The following is a 22,211-nucleotide window of genomic DNA, read 5'->3' on the forward strand; positions in this document are numbered from 1 at the left end:
TAAATGGCTAAGCCGGTAAAAATTGTTCTGGCTGGCGAGGGCGGCCAGGGGGTGCAATCGGTAGCCCAGATTATCGCCGAGGCGGCTAACGAGGAAGGGCGCGAGGCGCTGTATATACCTAATTTCGGTGTGGAACAGCGGGGCGGTGTTTCCGTAGCCTATCTGCAGATTGGCGATGAGCATATAGGAGCGCCCAAGTTTCAAATCGGTGATATCGTTGTGGCCTTAAGTGACCGGGCCGTTCGACGCACCAAGCAGTATGCAGGGCCTGAAACCATATATGTTTATGACTCGGGCATTGAAGATATTGAAGATGAGTTGCCCAAGAACGCTAAAAAAGTACTGGGCATTCCAGCTATTGAGGTATCCAAGAATGAGCTGCATCCCCGCGTGTTTAACATTATTATCATGGGTGCGGTGGTGAAGGCCACCGAGGTGGTGGCCGTGGAGGACGCCAAGGCGGCTTTGGAGAAAAAGCTGGGCTATAAATTCGAGAAGAATCCCAAGCTTCGGGAAATGAATTTCCGGGCTATTGAACGCGGCATGGAATTAGTGGCCAGCATACTGTAAAGGGGGTATTTTAAATGGCTCAAACCTTCGAGGGGCGTACCCTGGAAGTGGAAAAAGGTTTTTGGACATTGTTCCCCGGGCTTTGCAAGGGATGTGGCCTGTGCATTCAAAAGTGTCCCAAAAAGTGCATGAGCTGGTCCGATGTGCTGGGGGTATACGGTACGCCTTCGGTAGAGATAAACGATGAATGCATTGCATGCGGCATCTGTCAGAATTTCTGTCCGGATTGCGCTATAGCAGTGGAGAAAAAGAAAGAAAAAAAAGAACAGAACTAAAATAGCAAGGTTAACAAGCTGCGGGAGGTTTTTTATACCCCGCAGCTTTTTAGTATGGCAAGGGTTAACATATACATACTTAGTGCCACTGGTAAAACTTGCAAATCGGGCTGTAGCGCAGTATATCGGGGCTTGGAAATATTTACTCTTTGGGACCGGCGGCGGTTCAGTTACATATATTAAATAAGGGTGATATCATGAGCGAGTGCGTTTGTTGCTTTTGCGGATCCGACAGGGTTATGAAACAAGGTATCTGTATTTGGGGATACTATATTTGCTCGGATTGTGAGGAAAAAATTTGTTGTTTAACTATGGACAGTATTGATTATGAGTATTATAGAAACGGGTTCAAAAGTATGTGGTGCTTGGCGGACAACTGTTCGCCCTCCGGCAATGCTTGTTTCTGAACCAGCCGGGCTTGGCGGTGAGCCATTTCCAAATCGCTTTTAATCCGGCTGAGAGTGGCTGGATTGATGCCTGTGCGACATGAAATCTCCAGGTCGGGGGTGCCTTTTTTCCAGGCCCGGATAAGGCCGGGCACATTGGTGCGATACTTCTGGGATAATTTATCTGTATTGATTTCTATTGTATTCACTCCTTTCATGCGCTTTATTTTTATTTTGGCCGCTAATCGGTATCTTTATGAAGTAAATGAAATGCAATTGAGGGTTAAAAAAGGTTTGGTTTCTAGCCCGTTGGTTAACAATATGATAAAATAAAACGTTAATAAAAATTTATAGGAGAAATTCATTGCTAATTAATCATGAGCATACTCCTTTGGTGGATGCTTTGGAAGAATACAGCAATATAAAAGCAGTACGCCTGCATGTACCCGGTCACGGTGGCGGTCCGGGGCTGCCAAAAGCAATGCGGCGGAGCAATCTGCCGGGTTGGGATGTTACTGAACTGGCGGGTTTGGATGATTTACACAATCCGACGGGAGTGATAGCCGCGGCTCAGCAAAGTGCCGCAGAGCTTTACGGCGCCCGGTGTACTTTTTTTTTAGTAAATGGCACCACTGTGGGGTTGCAGGCTTTAATTGCAGCCACTTGCAGTAAAGACCGGGCACTGGTGCTGCCGCGCAACGTGCACCGGTCGGTGCTGGGCGGATTGGTGATCAGCGGGGCCAGCCCGGTGTTTATAGAACCGGCTATTGTGCCTGGTTTTGATTTTGCCGCTGGATTTTCGCCGGACAAGCTGGATGCCGCCTTGCGGCAATCTTCGGGCGCGGGGGCTGTGCTGGCCGTGCATCCCTGCTATTACGGGGTAGTAGGTGATCTCGATGGGTTAAGCGAGGTGTGCCGGCGGCACGGGGTGCCTTTACTGGTGGACGAGGCCCACGGTACGCACTTGCGCCTGCACCCCGCGCTTCCTGCCGATGCGTTGTCCCTGGGCGCTGATGCAGTGGTGCAAAGTGTGCATAAAACCGGGGGCGCACTGACCCAGGCTTCCTGGCTGCATCTGGGCGGTAAGCGGGTAGAGCGGCAGAGGGTGGCTGATGCACTGCGCTTGCTGCAGACCAGTAGTCCTTCCTATATTTTAATGGCCTCACTGGATGCGGCCAGGAAGCAGCTGGCCTTTAAGGGACAAGCCGTGTTGGATGATTTATTGACCCTGGCCGTTGACGCGGCCTCGAGAATTAACCAAATACCGGGGCTGGCCGTGCTGAGCAAGGAGTATTTGGGAGGGCCGGGTGCTGTGCATTATGATCCCACCCGTTTAGTGATTTCGGTGCGGAAATTGGGGATTGGCGGGTACGCGGCAGCCCGGCGGCTGGCTACTGTACATGGTATATATGTGGAAATGTCCGATGCTTACAACCTGGTGGCAGTATTATCGTTGGGCACGAGCCGGGCGGATGTGATGGCTTTGGTGGGGGCTATGGCTGAAATCAGTCGCTCAGTGGGGGCGGGGCATGCAGCGGATCGAAACTGTAATGGACTGTCCCCGGCGGGCCCGCCGCTGCCGCCGCAGGTTATGACACCACGCCGGGCCTGGCTGGCGAAACAAAAAAAAGTGAATATTGAGGAAAGCCGGGGATTGGTTGGCGCGGAAATAATCGCGGTTTACCCGCCCGGCATAGCGATAATATATCCCGGGGAGGAAATTACCACCGAGGTTATAGAATACTTATTACAGGTGCGGAAAATGGGGGTGCATATCCAGGGTGCCGCAGATGCGACGATTAGAACCATACGGGTTGTGGATATTTAAATCTGTATGGCTTTAAACCAACTTATATAAAATATTGTTAGGCGTTTTGCATTTTGTGCTGCTATCCGGGATAAATTCGGAAACTTGCTTTGACAAGTGCTTGTTTGAAGCGCGATAGCGACGTGCCGGTCTTATAGATAATGAGGGTAACAGTGAAAACCGCTTTACCGCTGTTCGCAATCACCGGCCGTTCGAGTTTTTCCGAGTTTGCTCCACATGTAAGGAGAGTTTAAAATTGCTGGCGGGTAAATTTATCGTATTTGAAGGCATTGACGGGGCGGGTAAGACTACCCAGATGGAACTGCTGGCCGGTTTCTTGAAGAAGATGGATATTCCTGTGCTGTGTACCCGGGAACCCGGGGGCACCCGAATCGGCGGCAGACTGCGGGAACTATTATTAGACCCGGCCTGTCATGATATAAGCCACCGTACAGAGGCGTTTTTATACGCGGCGGATCGGGCCCAGCATGTTGATGAGATAATAAGACCTGCTTTGGTCAAGGGAATTACGGTGCTCTGTGACCGGTTTGTATATTCCACCCTGGCTTACCAGGGGTGGGGGCGGGGTATGGATATGGCGCTGCTGCGGCAATTAAACGAACTGGCCACCGGTGCTCTGGTGCCGGACGCGGTGGTGCTACTGGATATAACCGTGCGGGAAGGTATAAGCCGGGTGCTGGGACAGCGTCCCCCCGACCGCCTCGAAGGCGAGAAAAACGATTTTTTCCGGCGGGTGCGGGATGGTTACCTGGAAATGGCTCTGAGGTGGCCCGGAACCTTTCGCGTGGTAGAAGGAGACGGGCCGGTGGAAGATGTACACCGGCGCATTTTAAAGGCGGTCGGCGATTTAATAACACCGTAATATTGGTTCGCAGGGTTTCAGTGTTATAATTGTTGTATGCATATATGAAACTTTTATTATATGTTTATGCCATTTCGGCTGCTGTGTTTTGGTGTCAAAATTATAGTTATTGATCCGTACTCGCGGATAATTTATTGGAGGTAGGGTTGATGCCGCTTCTAGGGGACGTGGTAGGTCACAAAAAGATTAAAGAACGTCTTAAAAGTGCCCTGGCCGGAAGGGTCAACCATGCTTATCTTTTTGGCGGGCCGGTGGGGGTTGGCAAAAAAACAATTGGGTTGGCCTTTGCCCGGGCGTTATTATGCCGCCGCGGCCGGGGGGATGCTTGCGGAGAATGTGACGACTGTGTCCGTTCGGAACGGGGTGTGCATCCTGATTTGCATATTATCCGGCCGGAAGGGGCATCCATAAAAATTCACCAATTGCGTGCCGTACAGGACGGCGCTGCTATTACTGCCTTTGGCTCGGGCAGGCAAGTTTTCCTGGTGGAACAGGTCGAAAAAATGACTTTGGCGGCAGCCAACTGTTTTTTAAAAATACTGGAGGAGCCTCCGTCCGGGGTCGTATTTATACTGGTCACCGATGACCCGGCCAGGATACTGCCGACAGTGCGGTCTCGCTGCCAGCAGTACCGCTTTACTCCCCTATCCGGCGAGGAAGTGTTGCAGGTGTTGGCTAATACCGGTACCGGGGCGGAGTATGATGCTGATAGTACCCGGGTGGCCGCGGCGTTGTCCGGGGGATGTCCGGGACGGGCGTTGGCGATGCTTAGCGGGCCGGATAAACGCGGCGCCATGTTGGAGTTATTAATGCGGTTAGTCCGGGAAAGGCCGGGCAGCGCCTTTACTCCTGTGGAAGAACTGGCGGAGCGGGAAAACCTGGCGGAGTTTGTTAATTATGCTATTCCTTTTTTCAGGGATGTGCTGATCTGGCAAACAACCGGTTCCGCGGAGCTTCTAATCAATGTGGATCGGCATTCATATATTGTTGAATTGGCCGGTACTTATGCAAAACATGAGGTAATGGACATACTGATAACGGCGGAAAAAGCTTTTGACCGCTTGGCAAGCAATGTTAACCAGCGCTTGGTGCTGGATTTCCTCTTGTTCAAAATTACCGGCCTGGGGAACGATGATCGGGGGTAGTGGATATTGCCGTATATTGTAGTAGGGATCCGTTTTAAATCGGCGGGAAAAATATACTATTTTGACCCTGGGGAATTGCACTTATCAGTAAACGATGGTGTTATTGTGGAAACTTCCAGAGGGATTGAATACGGAACCGTGGTAATTGAACCGCGGGAAGTGCCGGAGGAGGAAGTGGTCGGTAATTTAAAAATGGTGCTGCGCCGGGCCAACGAAGAAGATATGGCTCAATTGCAAGCCAACCGGGAGAAAGAAATCAAGGCCATGGAAATCTGCCTGGAGAAGATTAACACTCACGGATTGCCCATGAAGCTGGTGGACGTGGAACAAACCTTTGATGGCAATAAAATTATTTTTTATTTTACTGCCGATGGGCGAATAGATTTTCGCGAGCTGGTCAAGGATCTAGCCGCGATTTTTCGGACCCGCATTGAACTGCGCCAGATTGGTGTGCGGGATGAGGCTAAAATGATGGGCGGTATGGGCTGCTGTGGCAGGGAATTATGCTGTACCACCTGGCTGGCCGATTTTGCGTCGGTGTCCATTAGGATGGCTAAAGAGCAGAATCTTTCACTTAATCCCACTAAAATTTCGGGTATTTGTGGCCGTTTAATGTGCTGTTTAAAGTTTGAAAATGAAGTTTATGAACAGGCCAAAGAAGGCTTCCCGGAACTTGGCAAAAAGGTAACCACACCGGACGGCGACGGCCGGGTAAATGGTATTAATATTTTTAAGCGAACAGTTAATGTGGAACTGCGGGAAAGTAAATTGGTTAAAGAGTATCCCTGTAGTGTAATTGAAGTGGAGTCTGTGGAAGGTGATCATGGTGAAGCCCCTAACGTTAAAAATGAAGGCGCTGGAGGCCAGGGCACAGGACCTGCTGTCCGAAATCAAAAATCTGAAAAATCTTGTCGAAATGCTCGAAACAGAAAATGCAAAGCTCAGACAACAGTTGATCCTGATGTATGATATGCAAGAAAGTGATAAAACCGGTTCCGCCGGTTTGCCGAAGGTGGTCTCGGGGCGGCAGAACCTGGTTAATTTGTACAACCAGGGTTTTCATGTCTGCAATATCTATTTTGGCCGAATACGGGAAAGCGAGTGCTTATTTTGTGCTGCTTTTTTACATCGCAAACAGGAGTGATTTAGATGCGGCCGGTTGAAGGGAGCGGCGTTTTATTCCTTTGTGCCACACCTATCGGTAATTTGGAGGATATTACCTTGCGGGTGCTGAAGGTGTTGCGGGAGGTGGATCTGGTGGCGGCTGAAGACACCCGCCATACCCGCAAGCTGTTTAGTCATTATGGCATCCATACTGCTCTGACCAGCTACCATGAGCATAACCGGCAGTCCAAAGGTGTTTATATTATTGAACAGCTGGCCGCGGGGCGAAACGTGGCTTTGGTAAGTGATGCCGGTACGCCGTGCATTTCCGACCCGGGTGAAGAATTAGTTGCGGCGGCTCTGGAAAGAGGTATCCGGGTGACGTCATTGCCCGGATCCAGTGCTTTGCTGGCTGCGCTGACCATGTCCGGACTGGCGACGGCCAGATTCGTATTTGAGGGGTTTTTGCCGGTCAAGAACAAGGAGCGACGCCGGCGGTTGACACTGCTGGCCCGAGAGTCCAGAACCATGGTATTATATGAGTCTCCCCACCGTCTGCTGAAAACATTGGGTGAGCTTGTAGATGTCCTGGGTGACCGGCGGGCCTGCACGGCCCGGGAATTGACCAAGCTGCATGAGGATGTGCGGCGCGGTACTTTAAAGCAGCTGCAGCAGCAGTCGGAAAACCGACCGCCGCGGGGTGAATTTGTGCTGGTTATTGATGGGTGTTCTGCCGTAGAGGAAAAAGAACAAGCTTTGGATAACGGTTTAGTATTGTCACCGGAGGAATCTGTGCGCTTATTGCAGGAGGAAGGGGTACCAACCAGCAAGGCTATAAAAATAGTAGCCCGCCTGAGGGATATCCCCCGGCGGGAACTGTATAATCAGATTAACAGGTCCACATAAAATTATACATTGGCTTATGTATCCTGCTGTTACATGGCTTTAACCTCTTCTTTTACATTTTCAAACATGGCTAAAGCGCAATTTCGACAAACCAGCTTGCCCTTGTAATGCTGTACGTCGGCGGCGTTGCCGCAGAATACGCAAGCGGGCTCATATTTCTTTAAAATTATTTTTTCGGCATCAACATAGATTTCCAAAGCATCTTTTTCATCAATACCGAGAGTACGACGTAATTCAATAGGAATTACCACGCGGCCCAGCTCGTCCACTTTTCTAACAATACCAGTAGATTTCAAGTCTTTCCCTCCCCTCAGCACGCATTATTTTAGTAGCTAAATAATGCATTATTCGACATAAATTGATTTTAATGCACAAGTAAATGGTACCAATGATGGCAGTAAAAGTCAACACTTTTTTTATAAAAACTTGGTTTTTATTGTATAAAAATTATTGTTTTAGGGAAAACTTGACAAGATAGACATCATTACTTTAAAATCATTATGTCGATACAGGTCATGATGGAGAGGAGTAAATGCGGAGGAACCGATCAGCGAGTGGGGTTGGTGCAAGCCCACCGGGGAAACCGTATTGAACATGGCTCCGGAGCCGTCGGTTGAATTCGCAAGTAGACCGTACCGGGTTAAGCGCCGTTATCAAGCTTGAGGTATCGGGATAGCAGTTCCCCGTACCTTAGTGAGACCTTTTCGATAGAAAAGGTGAAATAAGGGTGGTAACGCGGAAATAGTTTTCGCCCCTGGTTAAGCCGGGGGCGTTATTTATTGTATGGCTTTTTTAAATCAGGAGCAAGACCTTAAATAACCGATGGTGTAAAAAGTGATGCCGGATTGAAAATTTTAGGATTATTAGGAGGAGAAAAGTATGGAAGCAAAGAAAACTTTTTACATAACAACGCCAATTTATTACCCAAGTGACAACTTGCATATTGGACACGCTTATACCACGGTGGCAGCCGATGCCATGGCCAGATTTAAAAAACTGACCGGTCATGAGGTCTGGTTTTTAACGGGCTCCGACGAGCATGGTCAGAAAATAGAACGCTCGGCCCGTGAGCGGGGTGAAACACCCTTGGAATATGTGGACAAAATTGTTGCGGGTTTTAAAAATCTCTGGAGCAATTTAAATATTAGTTACGATGATTTTATTCGCACCACGGAAGACAGACACAAAAAAGTGGTGCAGAAAGTTTTTCAGAAATTATATGATCAGGGGGATATTTATAAGGCCGGCTACAAGGGTTGGTACTGTACACCCTGCGAAACATTGTGGACCGAGGCGCGCCTGGAGAAGGGCAACTGTCCGGATTGTGGCCGTTCAGTTGAACCGCTGGAGGAGGAAAGCTATTTCTTTAAGATGTCCAAGTATGCCGACCGCATGCTCAAGTATATTGAGGAAAATCCTGATTTTATCCAGCCTGCCTCCCGGCGCAATGAAATGGTCAGCTTTATTAAGAGTGGGCTCGAAGACCTTTGTGTGTCCCGTACCACCTTTGACTGGGGAATTACAGTACCATTTGATAAAAAACATATCATTTACGTGTGGGTGGATGCTTTGACCAATTATATTTCAGCGTTGGGGTACGGTGAGGAAGACGATACCTTATACCAAAAGTTCTGGCCGGCCGATATTCATTTGGTGGGTAAAGATATCGTTCGCTTTCACACTATTATCTGGCCCATTATACTTATGGCTTTGGAATTGCCCCTGCCCAAGCAGGTGGTGGGACATGGCTGGGTGCTGTTGGACAGCGGTAAGATGAGCAAGTCCAAAGGCAATGTAGTGGACCCGCTGGTGCTTATCGACAAGTACGGCGTGGATGCTATCCGCTATTACCTGCTGCGGGAAATGCCTCTGGGTGCGGATGTTATTTACTCGGAGGAGGCGCTGGTACACCGTATCAATGTCGACCTGGCCAATGATTTCGGCAATTTATTCAACCGTACCTGCGCTATGGTAAATAAGTATTTTAAAGGGCGCTTGGAAACACCGGAGGAGGCCCTCGAGGGCCCGGATGAGGAGTTGCTGGAGCTGGCCCGTAATACCCCGTCGGAGGTAGAGGAGCTTATGAATCGCCGGGAAATCTCCAATGCTCTGGCGGCTATATTGCGTTTGGTGGGCCGGGCCAACAAATACCTGGAAGAAACCGCGCCTTGGGCGCTGGCCAAGGATCCGGCCAAGCAGGGCCGCTTAAACACGGTGCTGTATAATGTGGCCGAGACATTGCGTTTTGCCACTGTAATGGCAGCGCCGTTTATGCCCGGGCTGCCCGGGCGGGCCTGGCCGCTTCTGGGCATTGAGGGGCAGCCGCACCTGTATACCTGGGAGTCGCTGCAGTGGGGCAAGCTGCCGGGCGGTGCGGTACTCAAACGCGGGGAACCGCTGTTTCCGCGCATTGACCCGGCTGCTTTGGGGGAAGCGTAATGGATTTACAGACAGGTTTGCCTGACGGTCGGACAGAGACTGCAAGTTCGGTGGAACTTTTTGACACTCACGTTCACCTTTATGATGAACAATTTGCTGACGACCTTGACCGGGTATTTAGCCGCATGGCCCAGGCCGGGGTTGCCCGGGCCATGTGTGTGGGTTATGATGTTGATTCATCGGAAAAAGCGGTAGCCATGACGAAAAGCCGTACCGGTATTGTGGCCGCGGTGGGGGTGCATCCGCACGATACCGGGAGCGTGGCGGCGGATTACCTGGCCCGGCTGGCTGACCTGGCCCGTCATCCTCGGGTGGCGGCACTGGGTGAAATAGGCCTGGACTATTATCGGGATCTTTCGCCACGTCCGGTACAGCAGCAAGTTTTTCGGGAACAGCTGGCTTTAGTGCGGGAACTAAACATACCGGTGATTATTCATGTGCGGGAAGCTTATGGCGACTTGTTGGATATTTTGCGGCGGGACGGCATCAGTCCTGCCGGTGGAGTAATGCATTGTTTCAGTGGCAGTTGGGAAGTGGCCCAACAGGCCATGGAGATGGGTTTTTACATTTCCTTGGCCGGGCCGGTGACTTTTAAAAAAGCTCCCAAGTTAAAAGAAATTGCCGTACGAGTGCCTGCAGACCGCTTGCTTATAGAAACAGATTGCCCCTTTCTGGCTCCCGAGCCATTTAGAGGGAGGCGCAATGAGCCGGCCTATGTGCGGTATGTGGCTGAACACATTGCCGTGTTGCGGGATATATCTCTCGGGGAACTGGCCCAAGTTACCACCGCCAACGCAAGGAGGCTGTTTAACCTGATTTAGTTGGCGTAAGTGCGCTATTTTTATAAGTGAGAGTACCATCTAATCTTACTCCCATGTTGCCATGAAAAGTATGGCTTTAGAGCAGGGAAGATGCTTTGGCCTGTCATTTGCGAGGAGCTAAGCGGCGTGGCCGTCTTATATTTGATTGTTGACGCTATGGGGATTACTTGCGATGACACTTGTGTAAGATTGACGCGTTGAAAAGATAAGGGGGGACTGATTTGTTAGAAGGAATGTCGGACGCTGCCAGGGGGTTGACACTGGTATTCACAGGAAACGGCAAGGGTAAAACCACCGCGGCGCTGGGTATGGCCCTAAGGGCCTGGGGCCAGGGTATGAAGGTATTGGTTTTGCAATTTATCAAGGGCGGCTGGAAATACGGTGAACTGAAGGCGGTGGAAAAACTAGGTTCCAACTTTGTAATGCGGCAAATGGGGGAAGGGTTTATCAAAGGTTCCGGTGAAGATGGTATGGAGGTGCACCGGACAGCGGCCCAAAACGCCCTGCAAGAGGCCCGAAAGGCTGTGCGGGAGGGGGCCGCCGATATGATCATCCTGGATGAAATAAACTATGCTGTACACTACGGGCTGGTGGACTTGGCGGATGTGCTGGATATCATCCGCAGCAAACCGCCCGGCGTGCATCTGGTGCTTACCGGGCGTAACGCAGCTGATGAGGTAGTGGAATTGGCCGATCTGGTAACGGAAATGAAAGAAGTGAAGCACCCCTTTGCCAAAGGCATATCCGCCCAAAAGGGTATTGAATTTTAACGATTGTTTCACTGCCCATATTAATAAGGGAGCTAAAAAATTGGCCGATATACCATTTGGTTGTGAAACGAATACAGATCAATAAAATATGGTTAAACAAATAAGGTGTTGCCCTTGAGTTGACAGATGCCGGATATAATAGCCGGCCCGTCGCCCGAGGGCGGAGCAAGTTGGAAGGCATTAGCCCCGCCGACTTGCTCCGGACAATTTAGTACTTGGCACTTGCAATGAGGGTTTTAAATCTTAAACCTGGCTACTGCTTGATTAAGTTCCGTAGCAATGTTAGCCAGTTCCTGAGTGGCACTGGAAACCTGTTGGATGGATGAAGCAATTTGTTCATTAGCGGTGGTAAGCTGTTGTGTTCCTTCATTTGATTGCCATGCAACATCGGCCAACTCTCTAATAACCAGTGTGTTCTTTTCCACCGCATTGATTATTTGTTCCAATGAAGTCCCGGCATTATTCGATAATATAACCCCTTCATTAACTTCCTGCATGCCCCTATCCATAGCCTCTACAGCTGTATTTACTCCAACCTGGATATCTTTTATTAAATCAGTTATTTTATGAGCGGCGTTGGCCGATTGTTCGGCAAGTTTACGCACTTCTTCGGCCACCACCGCAAAGCCACGCCCATGTTCACCGGCCCGGGCCGCCTCAATGGCCGCATTTAATGCTAAAAGATTGGTTTGATCTGCTATGCCGGTAATTGTATTGATAATTTCCCCTATTTGGTTGGATTGTTGTCCCAGCTTTTGAACTGCTTCAGAAGCATTGTTGGATACATCGGCTATCAAGGCAATTTTTTCGACGATATTTTTAACTGCTTGGTTTCCTTGCCGGGCAATAAGGTGAACTTGCTGGGATTCTTTGGTGGCTTCTTCGGCATTTTCGGCACCCTGGGTGGAGGTTGTGGCCACCTCGTTGGTTGTATTAGCTACCTCTTCAACTGTGGCGCTTACTTGCTCACTAGAGGCGGCCAGTTCCTGGCTGTGTGAGGCCAGTTGATCGGAAGTGCTCTGGATATTTGCTATCACTGCTTTTAAATTATTTACCATTTTGCTGAAAGCAGTTATTAAAACACTGATTTCATCCCGACTGCGGGTCTGGGTGATCTTTGGGGTAAGGTCTCCTTCGGCGATGGTTTCGGCAACCTGGCTTAAATTAATAATGGGTTTTGATATAACATGGGCAATAGCGGCTGCAATGAGCATCATCATAATCATGGCGGCTATGTTTACGATAATGCTCATATTTCTTATGCCGGTTAACGGTTCCATAATATCCTCAACGTTTGCTGATTGGGCCACCGACCAATTGCTTAACTCAATCGGAGCAAAGGCAAGCATCTTATCAGCCCCCTGATGAGAGTAAAAACCATATCCGTTTTCATCGCTGTTCATCTTTTGAAGAAGTTGTTTTAGTTCGGTATCGCTTGTTTCCATTAATTTTTTATTGTTTACAAATTGAGTGTCGGGGTGGGCGATGGTTATATTGTCATTACCCTGGATAAAGCCGTAGCCTGTGCCGCCCAGCTGCATATCTTTAACAACCCGTTCCAGATAATCCAGTTCCACAGTAACGCCAACCAACCCGTCCGGTGAATTATCATCATCTTTATAAACAGGGGCAACCACTGCAATTACTTGGTTTCCGGTGGCTTTGCTGATGATGGGGTCTGTAATCACTGTTTCGCCGTTTAATGCTTTGGAATAATAGTCCCGATCAGAGATATCCACCGGTACGTCATTGGTACCGATACCGTTACCGGTTTGGTCCGTGGCATATAAATATTCATATTCTTCGTTGGCTTCCTGAACTCGCTTTAATACCGGCAGGTAGATGTCCGGGTCCAAACTTTTTACAGTTGCACCTGCGGCTCTGTTATTTATATCCTTCATAATTCCATCAAGCCATTGGTTAATGATCTTGGCGTTAAAATCCGCGTTTTTGGCGGCGGCATTGGAAACCTCCGCCATAAGTATGTTGGCGGCTTTGTTATAATTAATAAATGATACCGTTGTCAAAATAGTCATGGTGGCTATACTGATTATAAAAATTATCTTTAATTTCAAACTTTTCATTAAATACCCCCTCTTTTTTTGTCTTGTCTAATAGCGGATATCAATACATAATAAATCACCATTCCTGATGTTAATTTTATGTTCCCAACACCCTCCTCCCTATTTTAGTGCTTAGTTAACAACAGTATTTGGCGAAAAATGTAAATTCCTGTTGTTAACTTATAATATATTACCATAAATTATAAACTTTAAATAAGCAAAATATTAAAAATATTTGAATTAGTGAGCGGATGGTCCGGTATTGACTGTTGTATATGCATCTAAAACTGTTAAAAACCGGACTTGGGCGCATTGAAAGTTGAGTTGGATACCTTTGCAGAATTAAACAGTTGCCTTAGTCGGCTTTTTAATTTTTGTTATTTTTTAACTGGGAAGCTTTTCAAATGCTGTAAAAAGTGGTAAAGCATTAAATGCCGGGGTTTGTACAGAGCAAATAACGCATAGATGGACGTGTTTTACAATTTAACCAGCGTGGCAGGAAAAAGGAAGTATGTGGCACTGTTGCCTATGGCGCTATCATTTCAGCTTACCAGGGGGCCAAAAAGTAATTTACGCTGTAGTACTAATGCAATACCCTTTTTACCCAAGCATAATCAAATAATCCCCTTGCGCAAAATTAATCAGCCCAATACCCGAGCGCCTCTTTCAAAAAACTGCGGCAATGGATATAATATGCCTAAGAAATAAACAGAGAGCCGGTGGTTGGCAACTATGACCGCGGAACAAACGGGAAACCTCTTAAGCCCTTTAAACGACCTGGTATTTAAAGCGCTTTTTGCCCGGGAAGAACCAAGGAGCAGAATTATTCTCATTGACCTGCTCAATTCATTGCTGGGTTTATGCGGAGATGAAAAAATAATCTCGATAACCCACTTGAACCCTTTTAATTACAAAGAATATCCAGACGACAAAAGCTCCATTCTGGACATAAAAGACACCTCCGGGAGAAATGAACCCGCTGGAATATTGGCTGACCTTTATGAAAAACGCCCATAAATCGGACGGCAAAGATTTACTCCAAAAATTAATGGGCCGGAAGGAGGAATTAGCTATAGCCATGGATATGCTGGAAGAAATAAGCGCCGATGAAAGGTTGCGGCAAAAAGCCTATGCACGGGAAAAGGCCAGACTGGATGCCATTTCCAGAATCAAATATGCCGAGTTGAAGGGTATGGAAAAAGGAAAAGTTGAAGGCAAGGCTGATTTATTAATTAAGCAGCTTTCCAAACGGTTCGGCAACCGCCTGCCGAAGGATTTGCAGACGCTGTTAATGGGCGCCGACGATGCGGTTCTGGATACGATTGGGGAGGAGATTTTCGATTTGCGGACTCCTGATGACATTTTAAAGTTTTTAAATTAAAACCAAGATCCGGCCTTGGCGGTTAAAAACGCAAAGGAGGTTTACGATCCTTATATGGGCGGCGGGGTTGTGAGCCTTCTTGGTCATCAAATATGGGCATAGTATTTATTTTTAAGTATGTTTTTTTCCGGAAGTAAGGTAGTGGCGTTCAATGTACTAATTGTGCACCCTAAAACCAGTCATTGAAAGTTGAGTTATATATCTTTGCGGAATTAAACAGTTGCCTTAGTGCGGCTGTTTAATTTTTGTCATTTTTTAACTGGGAGGCTTTTCAAGTGCTGTAAAAAGTGGTAAAGTATTGAATGCCGGGGTTTGTACAGAGCAAATAATGCACAGATGGACGTGTTTTACAATTTAACTAGCGTGGCAGGAAAAAGGCAGTATGTGGCGAATATATATTAGGCCAAGTGTTACCGATGATGATAGTCTCTAATTAATTTAATTGATTAAACGATTTCAGCATATGTTAAAAGTATGAATTCTTTACAGATTAATTAAGTGGTTATTGCAAGCCGTGTTATGCGGTTTTTGAAGGAGGGATAATTATTATTTTGAACAATAATGCAGCGGAACGCACTTCGCCCGACAACTTCTTTGATGGCAGAGTTGCGGCAGCTTTATTGGCTATAGCACTGTTGGTTATGGCTATCATTTCAGCTTACCAGGGGGCCAAAAAGGAAGTTAATTTGCTGGTAGACGGTAAACAATATCAGGTGCATACTTTTCATAATGATGTCAATGGGCTTTTAAATGAAAATGGCATTGTTCTTAAGGAAAAGGACAGGGTATCTCCGGTTCCGGCAACTGTCCTGAATGACGGTATGACGGTCAAAGTGCGCCGGGCCGTGCCGGTGCAGCTGCAAGTGGGCACAGAACAATACCAATTAATCAGTTCGGCTGAAACAGTTGGCGAGGTGCTCAAGGAAAAAGGCGTGGTGCTTGGAGAGCGGGATGTGGTTACCCCCGGACTTTCGACCCGGTTGGATAAAGAAGCCCGTATTCAAGTGGACCGAATTACTACCCGGGTAATTGAGGAAAAAGCACCTATCCCCTACCGAATCCAGCGGGAGAATGACGCTACATTGTTCAGGGGAGTTGTCCGGGTTATCAACAGCGGTCGCGAAGGATTGGAAAAGAAGATGTGGGAAATAGTATATAAAAACGGTGAAAAGATGGAAAAAAATCTTTTGGCCAGTAGTGTATTGGAAGTACCTGTGGATCGGGTGGTTCGGGTGGGGACTATGCAAACTGTTAACAGGGGCGGCAATACTATTAGGTTTTCCCGTGCTTATGATATGGTAGCTACCGCCTATTCCCATACCGGAAATAATACTTCTACCGGGATTAGTCCCCATGTGGGGGTTGTTGCGGTTGACCCGTCGGTAATACCCATGGGAAGCCGGCTTTATGTGGAAGGGTACGGTTACGGCAGGGCAATGGATAAGGGAAGGAGCATTAAAGGAAGCAGAATTGATGTTTTTCTGGAAAGCCACAGCCAGGCCGTCAGCTGGGGAAGACGTACAGTAAAAGTATACCTGCTTGAATAAAATGTGAGGGGCTTGCGCTCCTCCTTTTTATTTTTTTTGTCTAAACTGGTATGATATATAACAGTGATATAAATTCGCGACAGGGAGGGGGTACATTATGGACCCTGCATCACCCAGGGTAGTAAGGGCTTTATTGGAACAGCATCAATTCAGGATCAAAAAAAAATTTGGTCAGAACTTTCTTGTTGACGGTAATATTATAAATAAAATATTAAATGCTGCTGAGTTGAGCAACATGGATGTAGTAGTCGAAATCGGCCCGGGGGTGGGGGCGCTTACCTATCGCTTGGCACAGAAGGCCCGGCGGGTGGTAGCCGTGGAAATTGACCGCACCGTATTTCCATTGCTGGCGGAAACTTTGGATGGTTTGGATAATATTACGTTGGTGGAGGCGGATGCTCTAAAAACCGACTTTGATCGACTGGTGCGGGAGCGGGCCGGCGCCCCGGCCAATGGATACAAGGTGGTGGCTAATTTGCCGTATTATATTACCACTCCCTTAATTATGCATTTATTGGAAGGGCATTTGGGCGCCCGTAAAATAATTGTTATGGTGCAGGAGGAGGTGGCCCGGCGGCTTATTGCTTCCCCGGGTGCCAAAGATTATGGGGCCCTCACTGTGGCCGCCAACTATTACGCGGTGGTGGAATTGGCCTTTAAAGTGCCCCGCACCGTGTTTCTGCCACGCCCCGAAGTAGATTCGGCCGTAATAAGTATGACGGTAAGAAAAAGTCCGGCAGTTTGCGTTAAAAATGAGCAAGTTTACTTTGCCCTGGTCAGGGCGGCCTTTCAGCAGAGGCGCAAAACATTGCTTAATGCATTGGGCAATTTGAATAAGGAATTTTCCAGAGATAAGTGGCTTAATATTTTGCGGCAGGCTGAAATTGACCCGGTGCGCCGGGGTGAAACATTAAACTTACGGGAGTTCGCTCGCCTGGCTGATGTCTATGATCAATGCAGGTAATATAAAAGGAGATGGACTAATTGTTCTTTATCAGTCCTTCCAAGGGGAAGCTGTCATTTATAGAAATGATGAATGATGTTATCGACTATATCAGCGGTCTGCCCAGTTCATCTTATAAAATTATTATCGGAACCGACTCCATGGTCAGGGATGAAACCTGTTTTGTTACCGCCGTTGTGGTGCACCGCCTGGGCAAAGGGGCCAGGTACTATTATCGTAAGAAAGTGCAGCGTAAGATAAGAAGTCTGCGGCAAAAGATATTTTATGAAACAGCCCTCAGTCTGGAGTTGGGTGGCAAAATAGCGGAATATTTTTCTGAAAGCGGTTTTGCCGAAATGCCGGTTGAGGTACATATTGACGTGGGTGTCCAAGGTGAAACCCGCGACTTGATTAAAGAAGTAGTGGGTATGGTTGTCGGCAGTGGCTTTCAGGCCAAAATTAAACCCGATGCCTACGGCGCTTCTTCTGTGGCGGATAAGTATACCAAGTGAAATTAGCTTTAAATAGTTATGTGTGTATCGGGATATCAAGATATAGGTCGTTATTGTTGGAGTTCTGTGATATCCAATTTAAGGTTTATATACATAAAGCTGTCCGGTTAGTTTTATAAATAAAAGCCTGCCTCCAGGCTTTTTTTATTTTACGGCTATTCACACCTTTGCCCTGCTATTTCATAACATGTAGAAAAAACAATGGGGGCTGATTAATTGGATATAAAAGTTGGTGATGTGGTAGGGCGAAAGTCATATGGTATGGATGTCTATTTTAAGGTGATGGAAATTCATAATGATAAATTCGGAAATTCAATGGCCCGTTTAAATGGTTTGGATATGAGGCTTTGTGCCAATGCACCGCTCACCGATCTGGTAAAAATAGAACCCGGGAAAATTGCGGATTACTGGCGCATGACCATGACCAAAAACCACGAGGCCATGCGCAGAGTTTTTATGCGCCGCCAGAAGGACCGGGAAAGAACATTGATGCGTTCATTGCCCGGCACGGAGGCAGAGGAATTGGATAGCTTTGATGTGCCGGGACGGGTATTGCACATCGATGGTGACGGTGAATATCTTGACTTATGCATGACCACGTACCGGCAGCTGCAAATTCCCGCCAACGGATTTAACATTGCGGAAAGCCGGCAAGCGCAAAAAGTATATGATTTATTGCTGAAGCACCGGCCGGATTTACTGGTGCTTACCGGACATGATGGTTTTAAGAAAGATATTAAGGATTTTTCAGACATTGCCAACTACCACAACTCAGGCCATTTTGTAGCCGCTGTGCAGGAGGCCCGGCGATATGAGAAAAGCCGGGATGACCTGGTGATATTTGCCGGTGCCTGTCAGTCTCATTATGAGTCGCTGCTTGAGGCCGGGGCAAACTTTGCCAGCTCTCCCCAACGGGTGTTGATCCATGCCTTTGACCCCGTGTTTGTAATGGAAAAGATCGCCTACACATCCATCTATGATCCCATAAGTCTGAGGGAGATTATTTTATCCACAATAACCGGATTTGATGGTGTTGGAGGAATGGAAACCAGAGGGAAATACCGTATGGGAGTGCCACGTTCGCCTTATTAGACGGTAACCCTTTCTTATTGGCATGCATAACATGGCATCAGTAGAGGAGGTGTGGCTATGGAAAAGTATTATCGCGTTCTTGATAAGGTTCGTGGGCGTATTTTGCAAATGCCCAATGTTGTTGGTATAGGAGTGGGATATAAGCGGGTGGGGATGACCCGTACCGATAAGCCGGCGATTGTTGTTTTTGTAAATAAAAAGGTATCCGCGGTAAGCCTGCGCCGCAATCAGAAGGTGCCGGGAGAGCTAGATGGATTAGACACCGATGTGGTTGAAATAGGACGGGTACGCTTATTGGATAGGGTTATGAAAATGCGCCCCGCTTTTCCCGGCAGCAGTGTCGGTCATTATAAAATCAGCGCGGGTACTTTGGGGGCTGTGGTTAAAGATAAACATACCGGTGAAAAGTTTATTTTATCCAATAATCATATACTGGCCAACGGTTCAAGCGGAAGTGACGGTCGGGCCAAGGCAGGCGATGCCATTTTGCAGCCGGGCCCTTATGACGGGGGAAAACAAAGTGATAAAATTGCTGAACTGGTGAGGTTTATTCCGCTGATCAGGACTTCGCAGCAATCTGATTGTCCGGTGGCGGCCGGTGTGGCGGGTATTGGCAATCGGTTTATTAAACTGATACGGCCAACGTATGAAATGCGCTTTTATAAATATAGCCGTTCCACTAATGTAGTGGACTGTGCCGTGGCCAGGCCGATGAATAATAGTCTGATCGGTGAAGAAATAGTAGAGCTCGGTTCGGTTTCCGGGGTAGGTGAAGTTCAGGAGGGTACATGGGTGCAAAAAAGCGGCCGAACCACCGGGGTTACCTCCGGGGTGGTCACTGCTATGGGAGTTACGTTAAGGGTTGAACTTTCCGACGATGAATCCGGTTGGTTTAGTGACCAGGTGGTGGCCGATGTAATGTGCCAGCCGGGTGATAGTGGTTCGCTGATTTTAAACAAAGAAAACAAAGCAGTGGGCCTTTTATTTGCCGGCTCGGATTCACACTGTATATTTAATCGTATTCAAAATGTACTTAAACTATTGGAAGTGGAATTTTAGTTGCTAAACGGGGGCCAACAGTATATGTTGCCGGGGGAGGTTCGAACGTGAAGGTTTACCAGACCAGCGATGTAGCTCTCACTTTTTTTAATGATATTCCGGCCATCGGCCCCCGCTTGCCAAGCAAGGAAGACGCACTGAAGGTGGCGGAAAGCTACTTGCGGTTAATTGATAAGCTGGCCCGCGAAAAAAAAGGCAACCCGCGCTGCAGCATCAGTTTTCTGAAGCAAACCGACGGGCTTTATACATTGATATTGAGGGGTTCCGGTATGGCCTTGGAAACACTTAGTAATTTGGATGAGCTCATGCTGCAGCGCTTTAAAAAAGGATTGAAAAATAAATTGTTTATTTTAACCTGTTTTTTTGACGACCAGGATGGTAAGGTGGCGTGTCTGGCCTTAACTGAAGGCGTGGGCGCCGTCCTTTACTCACCGGGGTAGAGAGGCAACTTCCCGTGGTGCCGGGTGTTAAAGGTTGAAAGATTAAAAGTCTTCAACCTTTCAACACCCGGCACCGGTCTATTGGTTACCTATACCATATAGCAGTTATTTTGCGCCAATAAAAACCTCGCCCCAGAAACTATTAATTTAACATAATTTATGGGGGATAACCTTAATTTAGCCAAATTGCTAGACTTAAATCATATTGGTATTATTAATATCAGCCGGCCAGACACTGGACAGGCATACTTTAAATGTTAGCGAGTATGTTTCCAAAAAAGAGGTATCCACAAGAAAGGGGAGAGTTAACAAGTTGCATGCACAAAACAAAAAGATAGCATTGATCCCTGTATTGGTTTTATTAGCGGCGGTTTTATTGCTGACCGGGCCTGTTTGGGCTGCGGACAGTCCAGTGGATGCAGATGGCGACAACTTAACGGCAGCGGAAATGTTGTCATTGGGTGAAATGGCAGTCACGGATGAGTCTCCGGTGGACAAGGTGGGCGTGAACGGGCAAGATGTTGCTTTTGGTTTGCCGATGGTAGTGGGCAGCGTGGAAGGAAGCGAATTATCAGTTGAGGCCAACCAATTGTTTAACCTGATTAATGATGAGCGGGATAAAGCAGGCCTTGAGCCGGTGGCAGCGGACAATATGTTGACCGTACTGGCCCGGCTGAAAGCCAAGGATATGGCGGAGAAAAAATATCTGGGGTCACGCTCCCCCATTTACGGTACTGTGAATGATATGTTAAACGAGGCCAAGGTGCAGTATCATGCGGTTGGCGAAAACCTGACCCGTGCCGGCAGCGCCGAGTCGGCTCATACATCGTTTATGCGATACAACAGCACGCTAAAAAACCGTATTTTAAATCCCGCTTATGATCGCGTAGGAGTAGCGGTGGAACCGGCGGGCAGTTGCTATTATGTGGTGGAAATCTTTATTGACAGCGCGGATCAAAATCAGTCGCAAACCCCGGATGCCGACGAAGAAAACGGAGCGGACGATCAGCCCGAACCGGCTCCTGTACCGGACCCGCGGCCCGCTTCCGGTATGTCGGCCGACGAGCGGCAGATGCTTGATTTGGTTAACCGGGAAAGGACCCGGCGGGGCCTGAGTCCGCTGCAATTTGACAGCGCACTGCTGCAGCAGGCCCGTTTAAAGGCCGAGGATATGGCAGAAAACAATTATTTCAGCCATACATCACCAACCTATGGTTCACCCTTTGATATGCTGCGGGCTGCCGGTATCAAATACAATTACGCCGGTGAGAATTTGGCCATGGCACCATCGGTTCAGCGGGCCCACGACGGTCTGATGAATTCCAGCGGCCACCGGGCCAATATATTAAACACAAGCTTTGATCGTGTCGGTATTGCTGTGCAGAGTAAAGGCAATCAAAAATATTTTGTGCAGTTGTTTACAGGGGGGCAGCGCAATACCAGCCCGACCCCGACACCGCGGCCCGATCCTGCGCCGGCACCGCAGCCCGAGCCTGAACCTGAACCTGAACCAACTCCACAACCGACGCCACAGCCCGGTAACGGATCCAATGTTACTTCTATGACGTCCGACGAACAGAAAATGTTCCAACTGGTTAACGAGGAAAGAGCCAAGTACGGGGCAGCCCCATTAAAGGTTAATAATGAGTTGGTTAAGTTGGCCAGCCTAAAGGCTCAGGATATGATAAGCAAAAATTACTTCAGCCATACTTCGCCAACATATGGCTCACCCTTTGACATGATGAAGCAGTTTGGTATTCGGTACGGCTACGCAGGTGAAAATCTGGCCGGTGCCTCCGCTGTCGGTACGGCCCATCAAAACCTGATGAATTCCTCGGGCCATAGGAAAAACATACTAAATACCAACTTCACCGAGGTGGGTATAGGGATTGTCGATGGCGGACCTTACGGCAAAATGTTTGTGCAAATGTTTATACAGCCGTAAATAATAATATCCGGCTGTGTGAAGGGGCTGTTGCACCGCGAGCTATAAGCTCGTAGTGCCGCAGCCTCTTTTGGTTGCTAAATGTAAACAGCGGGTCCCCAAGAACTGCTGTTGGAGCTGATA

At 48.0% G+C, this 22,211-nt stretch carries 24 protein-coding genes and 1 other annotated feature; of the genes, 21 read left to right on the plus strand and 3 right to left on the minus strand.

Translation table 11 applies throughout. The features are described from left to right. Nucleotides 1-3: 3 nt before the first annotated feature. The 3 genes from ABDB91_RS00400 (at nucleotide 4) to ABDB91_RS00410 (ending at nucleotide 1,252) form a co-directional block, all read left to right on the plus strand. Nucleotides 4-570, plus strand: a complete 567-nt coding sequence (locus ABDB91_RS00400) for a 2-oxoacid:acceptor oxidoreductase family protein (protein ID WP_347489586.1) — start codon at nucleotides 4-6, stop codon at nucleotides 568-570. A gap of 14 nt (nucleotides 571-584) precedes the next feature. Next, nucleotides 585-845, plus strand: coding sequence for a 4Fe-4S dicluster domain-containing protein (locus tag ABDB91_RS00405; RefSeq protein WP_347489588.1), 261 nt, complete (start codon nucleotides 585-587; stop codon nucleotides 843-845). A 239-nt stretch (nucleotides 846-1,084) separates the two neighbouring features. Then, the gene (locus tag ABDB91_RS00410; RefSeq protein ID WP_347489590.1) at nucleotides 1,085-1,252 is read left to right on the plus strand and encodes a sigma factor G inhibitor Gin; all 168 of its coding nucleotides are present in this window, start codon (nucleotides 1,085-1,087) and stop codon (nucleotides 1,250-1,252) included. Here ABDB91_RS00410 and ABDB91_RS00415 read toward each other — a convergent pair. Beyond that, complete coding sequence (locus ABDB91_RS00415; protein WP_347489592.1) at nucleotides 1,180-1,449, minus strand: hypothetical protein; 270 nt, start codon at nucleotides 1,447-1,449, stop codon at nucleotides 1,180-1,182. The genes ABDB91_RS00410 and ABDB91_RS00415 overlap by 73 nt on opposite strands. A gap of 146 nt (nucleotides 1,450-1,595) precedes the next feature. Here ABDB91_RS00415 and ABDB91_RS00420 point away from each other — a divergent pair, with 146 nt between their 5' ends. The 6 genes from ABDB91_RS00420 to rsmI all read left to right on the plus strand — a co-directional run bounded on the left by ABDB91_RS00420 (nucleotide 1,596) and on the right by rsmI (nucleotide 7,076). Then, on the plus strand, nucleotides 1,596-3,059 hold the full coding sequence (locus ABDB91_RS00420; RefSeq protein ID WP_347489594.1) for an aminotransferase class I/II-fold pyridoxal phosphate-dependent enzyme: 1,464 nt from the start codon (nucleotides 1,596-1,598) through the stop codon (nucleotides 3,057-3,059). A 235-nt stretch (nucleotides 3,060-3,294) separates the two neighbouring features. Continuing rightward, on the plus strand, nucleotides 3,295-3,921 hold the full coding sequence (gene tmk / locus ABDB91_RS00425) for a dTMP kinase (protein WP_347489596.1): 627 nt from the start codon (nucleotides 3,295-3,297) through the stop codon (nucleotides 3,919-3,921). A gap of 149 nt (nucleotides 3,922-4,070) precedes the next feature. Then, nucleotides 4,071-5,066, plus strand: a complete 996-nt coding sequence (gene holB, locus ABDB91_RS00430) for a DNA polymerase III subunit delta' (protein WP_347489598.1) — start codon at nucleotides 4,071-4,073, stop codon at nucleotides 5,064-5,066. A gap of 6 nt (nucleotides 5,067-5,072) precedes the next feature. Further along, nucleotides 5,073-6,035 (plus strand): stage 0 sporulation family protein, encoded by a 963-nt coding sequence (locus tag ABDB91_RS00435; RefSeq protein ID WP_347489599.1) that lies wholly within the window; start codon nucleotides 5,073-5,075, stop codon nucleotides 6,033-6,035. Beyond that, nucleotides 5,956-6,210, plus strand: coding sequence for an initiation control protein YabA (locus ABDB91_RS00440; protein ID WP_347491487.1), 255 nt, complete (start codon nucleotides 5,956-5,958; stop codon nucleotides 6,208-6,210). Before ABDB91_RS00435 ends, ABDB91_RS00440 begins: the two co-directional genes overlap by 80 nt. 5 nt (nucleotides 6,211-6,215) lie before the next feature. After that, complete coding sequence (gene rsmI, locus ABDB91_RS00445; protein ID WP_347489601.1) at nucleotides 6,216-7,076, plus strand: 16S rRNA (cytidine(1402)-2'-O)-methyltransferase; 861 nt, start codon at nucleotides 6,216-6,218, stop codon at nucleotides 7,074-7,076. A 29-nt stretch (nucleotides 7,077-7,105) separates the two neighbouring features. Here the strand turns inward: rsmI and ABDB91_RS00450 are convergent, their stop codons facing one another. Continuing rightward, nucleotides 7,106-7,372 (minus strand): AbrB/MazE/SpoVT family DNA-binding domain-containing protein, encoded by a 267-nt coding sequence (locus ABDB91_RS00450; protein WP_006523169.1) that lies wholly within the window; start codon nucleotides 7,370-7,372, stop codon nucleotides 7,106-7,108. A 210-nt stretch (nucleotides 7,373-7,582) separates the two neighbouring features. Further along, nucleotides 7,583-7,835, plus strand: a binding site (T-box leader). A 120-nt stretch (nucleotides 7,836-7,955) separates the two neighbouring features. Here ABDB91_RS00450 and metG point away from each other — a divergent pair. The 3 genes from metG to cobO all read left to right on the plus strand — a co-directional run bounded on the left by metG (nucleotide 7,956) and on the right by cobO (nucleotide 11,106). Further along, nucleotides 7,956-9,515 carry a methionine--tRNA ligase gene (gene metG, locus ABDB91_RS00455; RefSeq protein ID WP_347489603.1) on the plus strand — a complete coding sequence of 520 codons (1,560 nt, stop codon included), beginning with the start codon at nucleotides 7,956-7,958 and terminating at the stop codon, nucleotides 9,513-9,515. Continuing rightward, nucleotides 9,515-10,336: a TatD family hydrolase gene (locus ABDB91_RS00460; protein ID WP_347489605.1), complete on the plus strand. Its 822-nt coding sequence runs from the start codon at nucleotides 9,515-9,517 to the stop codon at nucleotides 10,334-10,336. Before metG ends, ABDB91_RS00460 begins: the two co-directional genes overlap by 1 nt. 233 nt (nucleotides 10,337-10,569) lie before the next feature. Then, nucleotides 10,570-11,106 (plus strand): cob(I)yrinic acid a,c-diamide adenosyltransferase, encoded by a 537-nt coding sequence (cobO, locus tag ABDB91_RS00465; protein WP_347491488.1) that lies wholly within the window; start codon nucleotides 10,570-10,572, stop codon nucleotides 11,104-11,106. 236 nt (nucleotides 11,107-11,342) lie between these two features. On the opposite strand, the gene ABDB91_RS00470 is transcribed toward cobO, so the two are convergent. Continuing rightward, nucleotides 11,343-13,190, minus strand: a complete 1,848-nt coding sequence (locus ABDB91_RS00470) for a methyl-accepting chemotaxis protein (protein WP_347489607.1) — start codon at nucleotides 13,188-13,190, stop codon at nucleotides 11,343-11,345. 711 nt (nucleotides 13,191-13,901) lie between these two features. Here ABDB91_RS00470 and ABDB91_RS00475 point away from each other — a divergent pair. The 9 genes from ABDB91_RS00475 to ABDB91_RS00515 all read left to right on the plus strand — a co-directional run bounded on the left by ABDB91_RS00475 (nucleotide 13,902) and on the right by ABDB91_RS00515 (nucleotide 22,088). After that, a complete protein-coding gene (locus ABDB91_RS00475; protein ID WP_347489609.1) occupies nucleotides 13,902-14,186 on the plus strand; it encodes a PD-(D/E)XK nuclease family transposase in 285 nt (94 codons plus the stop codon). Continuing rightward, nucleotides 14,140-14,550: a DUF4351 domain-containing protein gene (locus tag ABDB91_RS00480; protein WP_347489611.1), complete on the plus strand. Its 411-nt coding sequence runs from the start codon at nucleotides 14,140-14,142 to the stop codon at nucleotides 14,548-14,550. Before ABDB91_RS00475 ends, ABDB91_RS00480 begins: the two co-directional genes overlap by 47 nt. Before the next feature lie 551 nt (nucleotides 14,551-15,101). Continuing rightward, the gene (locus tag ABDB91_RS00485) at nucleotides 15,102-16,097 is read left to right on the plus strand and encodes a ubiquitin-like domain-containing protein (protein WP_347489613.1); all 996 of its coding nucleotides are present in this window, start codon (nucleotides 15,102-15,104) and stop codon (nucleotides 16,095-16,097) included. Nucleotides 16,098-16,194: 97 nt separating this feature from the next. Beyond that, nucleotides 16,195-17,061 (plus strand): 16S rRNA (adenine(1518)-N(6)/adenine(1519)-N(6))-dimethyltransferase RsmA, encoded by an 867-nt coding sequence (gene rsmA, locus ABDB91_RS00490; protein ID WP_347489615.1) that lies wholly within the window; start codon nucleotides 16,195-16,197, stop codon nucleotides 17,059-17,061. A 20-nt stretch (nucleotides 17,062-17,081) separates the two neighbouring features. Continuing rightward, on the plus strand, nucleotides 17,082-17,552 hold the full coding sequence (locus ABDB91_RS00495; protein ID WP_347489617.1) for a ribonuclease H-like YkuK family protein: 471 nt from the start codon (nucleotides 17,082-17,084) through the stop codon (nucleotides 17,550-17,552). Between the two features lie 216 nt (nucleotides 17,553-17,768). Further along, the gene (gene yabG, locus ABDB91_RS00500) at nucleotides 17,769-18,644 is read left to right on the plus strand and encodes a sporulation peptidase YabG (RefSeq protein WP_347489619.1); all 876 of its coding nucleotides are present in this window, start codon (nucleotides 17,769-17,771) and stop codon (nucleotides 18,642-18,644) included. A 57-nt stretch (nucleotides 18,645-18,701) separates the two neighbouring features. Next, a complete protein-coding gene (locus ABDB91_RS00505; RefSeq protein ID WP_347489621.1) occupies nucleotides 18,702-19,703 on the plus strand; it encodes a hypothetical protein in 1,002 nt (333 codons plus the stop codon). A gap of 47 nt (nucleotides 19,704-19,750) precedes the next feature. Next, nucleotides 19,751-20,143, plus strand: a complete 393-nt coding sequence (locus ABDB91_RS00510; RefSeq protein WP_347489623.1) for a hypothetical protein — start codon at nucleotides 19,751-19,753, stop codon at nucleotides 20,141-20,143. A 313-nt stretch (nucleotides 20,144-20,456) separates the two neighbouring features. After that, nucleotides 20,457-22,088 carry a CAP domain-containing protein gene (locus ABDB91_RS00515; protein ID WP_347489625.1) on the plus strand — a complete coding sequence of 544 codons (1,632 nt, stop codon included), beginning with the start codon at nucleotides 20,457-20,459 and terminating at the stop codon, nucleotides 22,086-22,088. The last annotated feature ends 123 nt before the right edge of the window (nucleotides 22,089-22,211 follow it).

The organism is Desulfoscipio sp. XC116, assembly GCF_039851975.1.
Classification (GTDB): domain Bacteria; phylum Bacillota; class Desulfotomaculia; order Desulfotomaculales; family Desulfallaceae; genus Sporotomaculum.

Bases quoted from the DNA above. Each gene is read 5' to 3' on its own strand.
- holB (WP_347489598.1), top strand. From the start codon at position 4,071: ATGCCGCTTCTAGGGGACGTGGTAGGTCACAAAAAGATTAAAGAACGT.
- cobO (WP_347491488.1), top strand. From the start codon at position 10,570: ATGTCGGACGCTGCCAGGGGGTTGACACTGGTATTCACAGGAAACGGC.
- ABDB91_RS00400 (WP_347489586.1), top strand. From the start codon at position 4: ATGGCTAAGCCGGTAAAAATTGTTCTGGCTGGCGAGGGCGGCCAGGGG.
- rsmI (WP_347489601.1), top strand. From the start codon at position 6,216: ATGCGGCCGGTTGAAGGGAGCGGCGTTTTATTCCTTTGTGCCACACCT.
- ABDB91_RS00405 (WP_347489588.1), top strand. From the start codon at position 585: ATGGCTCAAACCTTCGAGGGGCGTACCCTGGAAGTGGAAAAAGGTTTT.
- rsmA (WP_347489615.1), top strand. From the start codon at position 16,195: ATGGACCCTGCATCACCCAGGGTAGTAAGGGCTTTATTGGAACAGCAT.
- ABDB91_RS00505 (WP_347489621.1), top strand. From the start codon at position 18,702: ATGGAAAAGTATTATCGCGTTCTTGATAAGGTTCGTGGGCGTATTTTG.
- metG (WP_347489603.1), top strand. From the start codon at position 7,956: ATGGAAGCAAAGAAAACTTTTTACATAACAACGCCAATTTATTACCCA.
- ABDB91_RS00415 (WP_347489592.1), bottom strand. From the start codon at position 1,449: ATGAAAGGAGTGAATACAATAGAAATCAATACAGATAAATTATCCCAG.
- ABDB91_RS00470 (WP_347489607.1), bottom strand. From the start codon at position 13,190: ATGAAAAGTTTGAAATTAAAGATAATTTTTATAATCAGTATAGCCACC.
- ABDB91_RS00480 (WP_347489611.1), top strand. From the start codon at position 14,140: ATGAACCCGCTGGAATATTGGCTGACCTTTATGAAAAACGCCCATAAA.
- ABDB91_RS00410 (WP_347489590.1), top strand. From the start codon at position 1,085: ATGAAACAAGGTATCTGTATTTGGGGATACTATATTTGCTCGGATTGT.
- ABDB91_RS00460 (WP_347489605.1), top strand. From the start codon at position 9,515: ATGGATTTACAGACAGGTTTGCCTGACGGTCGGACAGAGACTGCAAGT.
- ABDB91_RS00475 (WP_347489609.1), top strand. From the start codon at position 13,902: ATGACCGCGGAACAAACGGGAAACCTCTTAAGCCCTTTAAACGACCTG.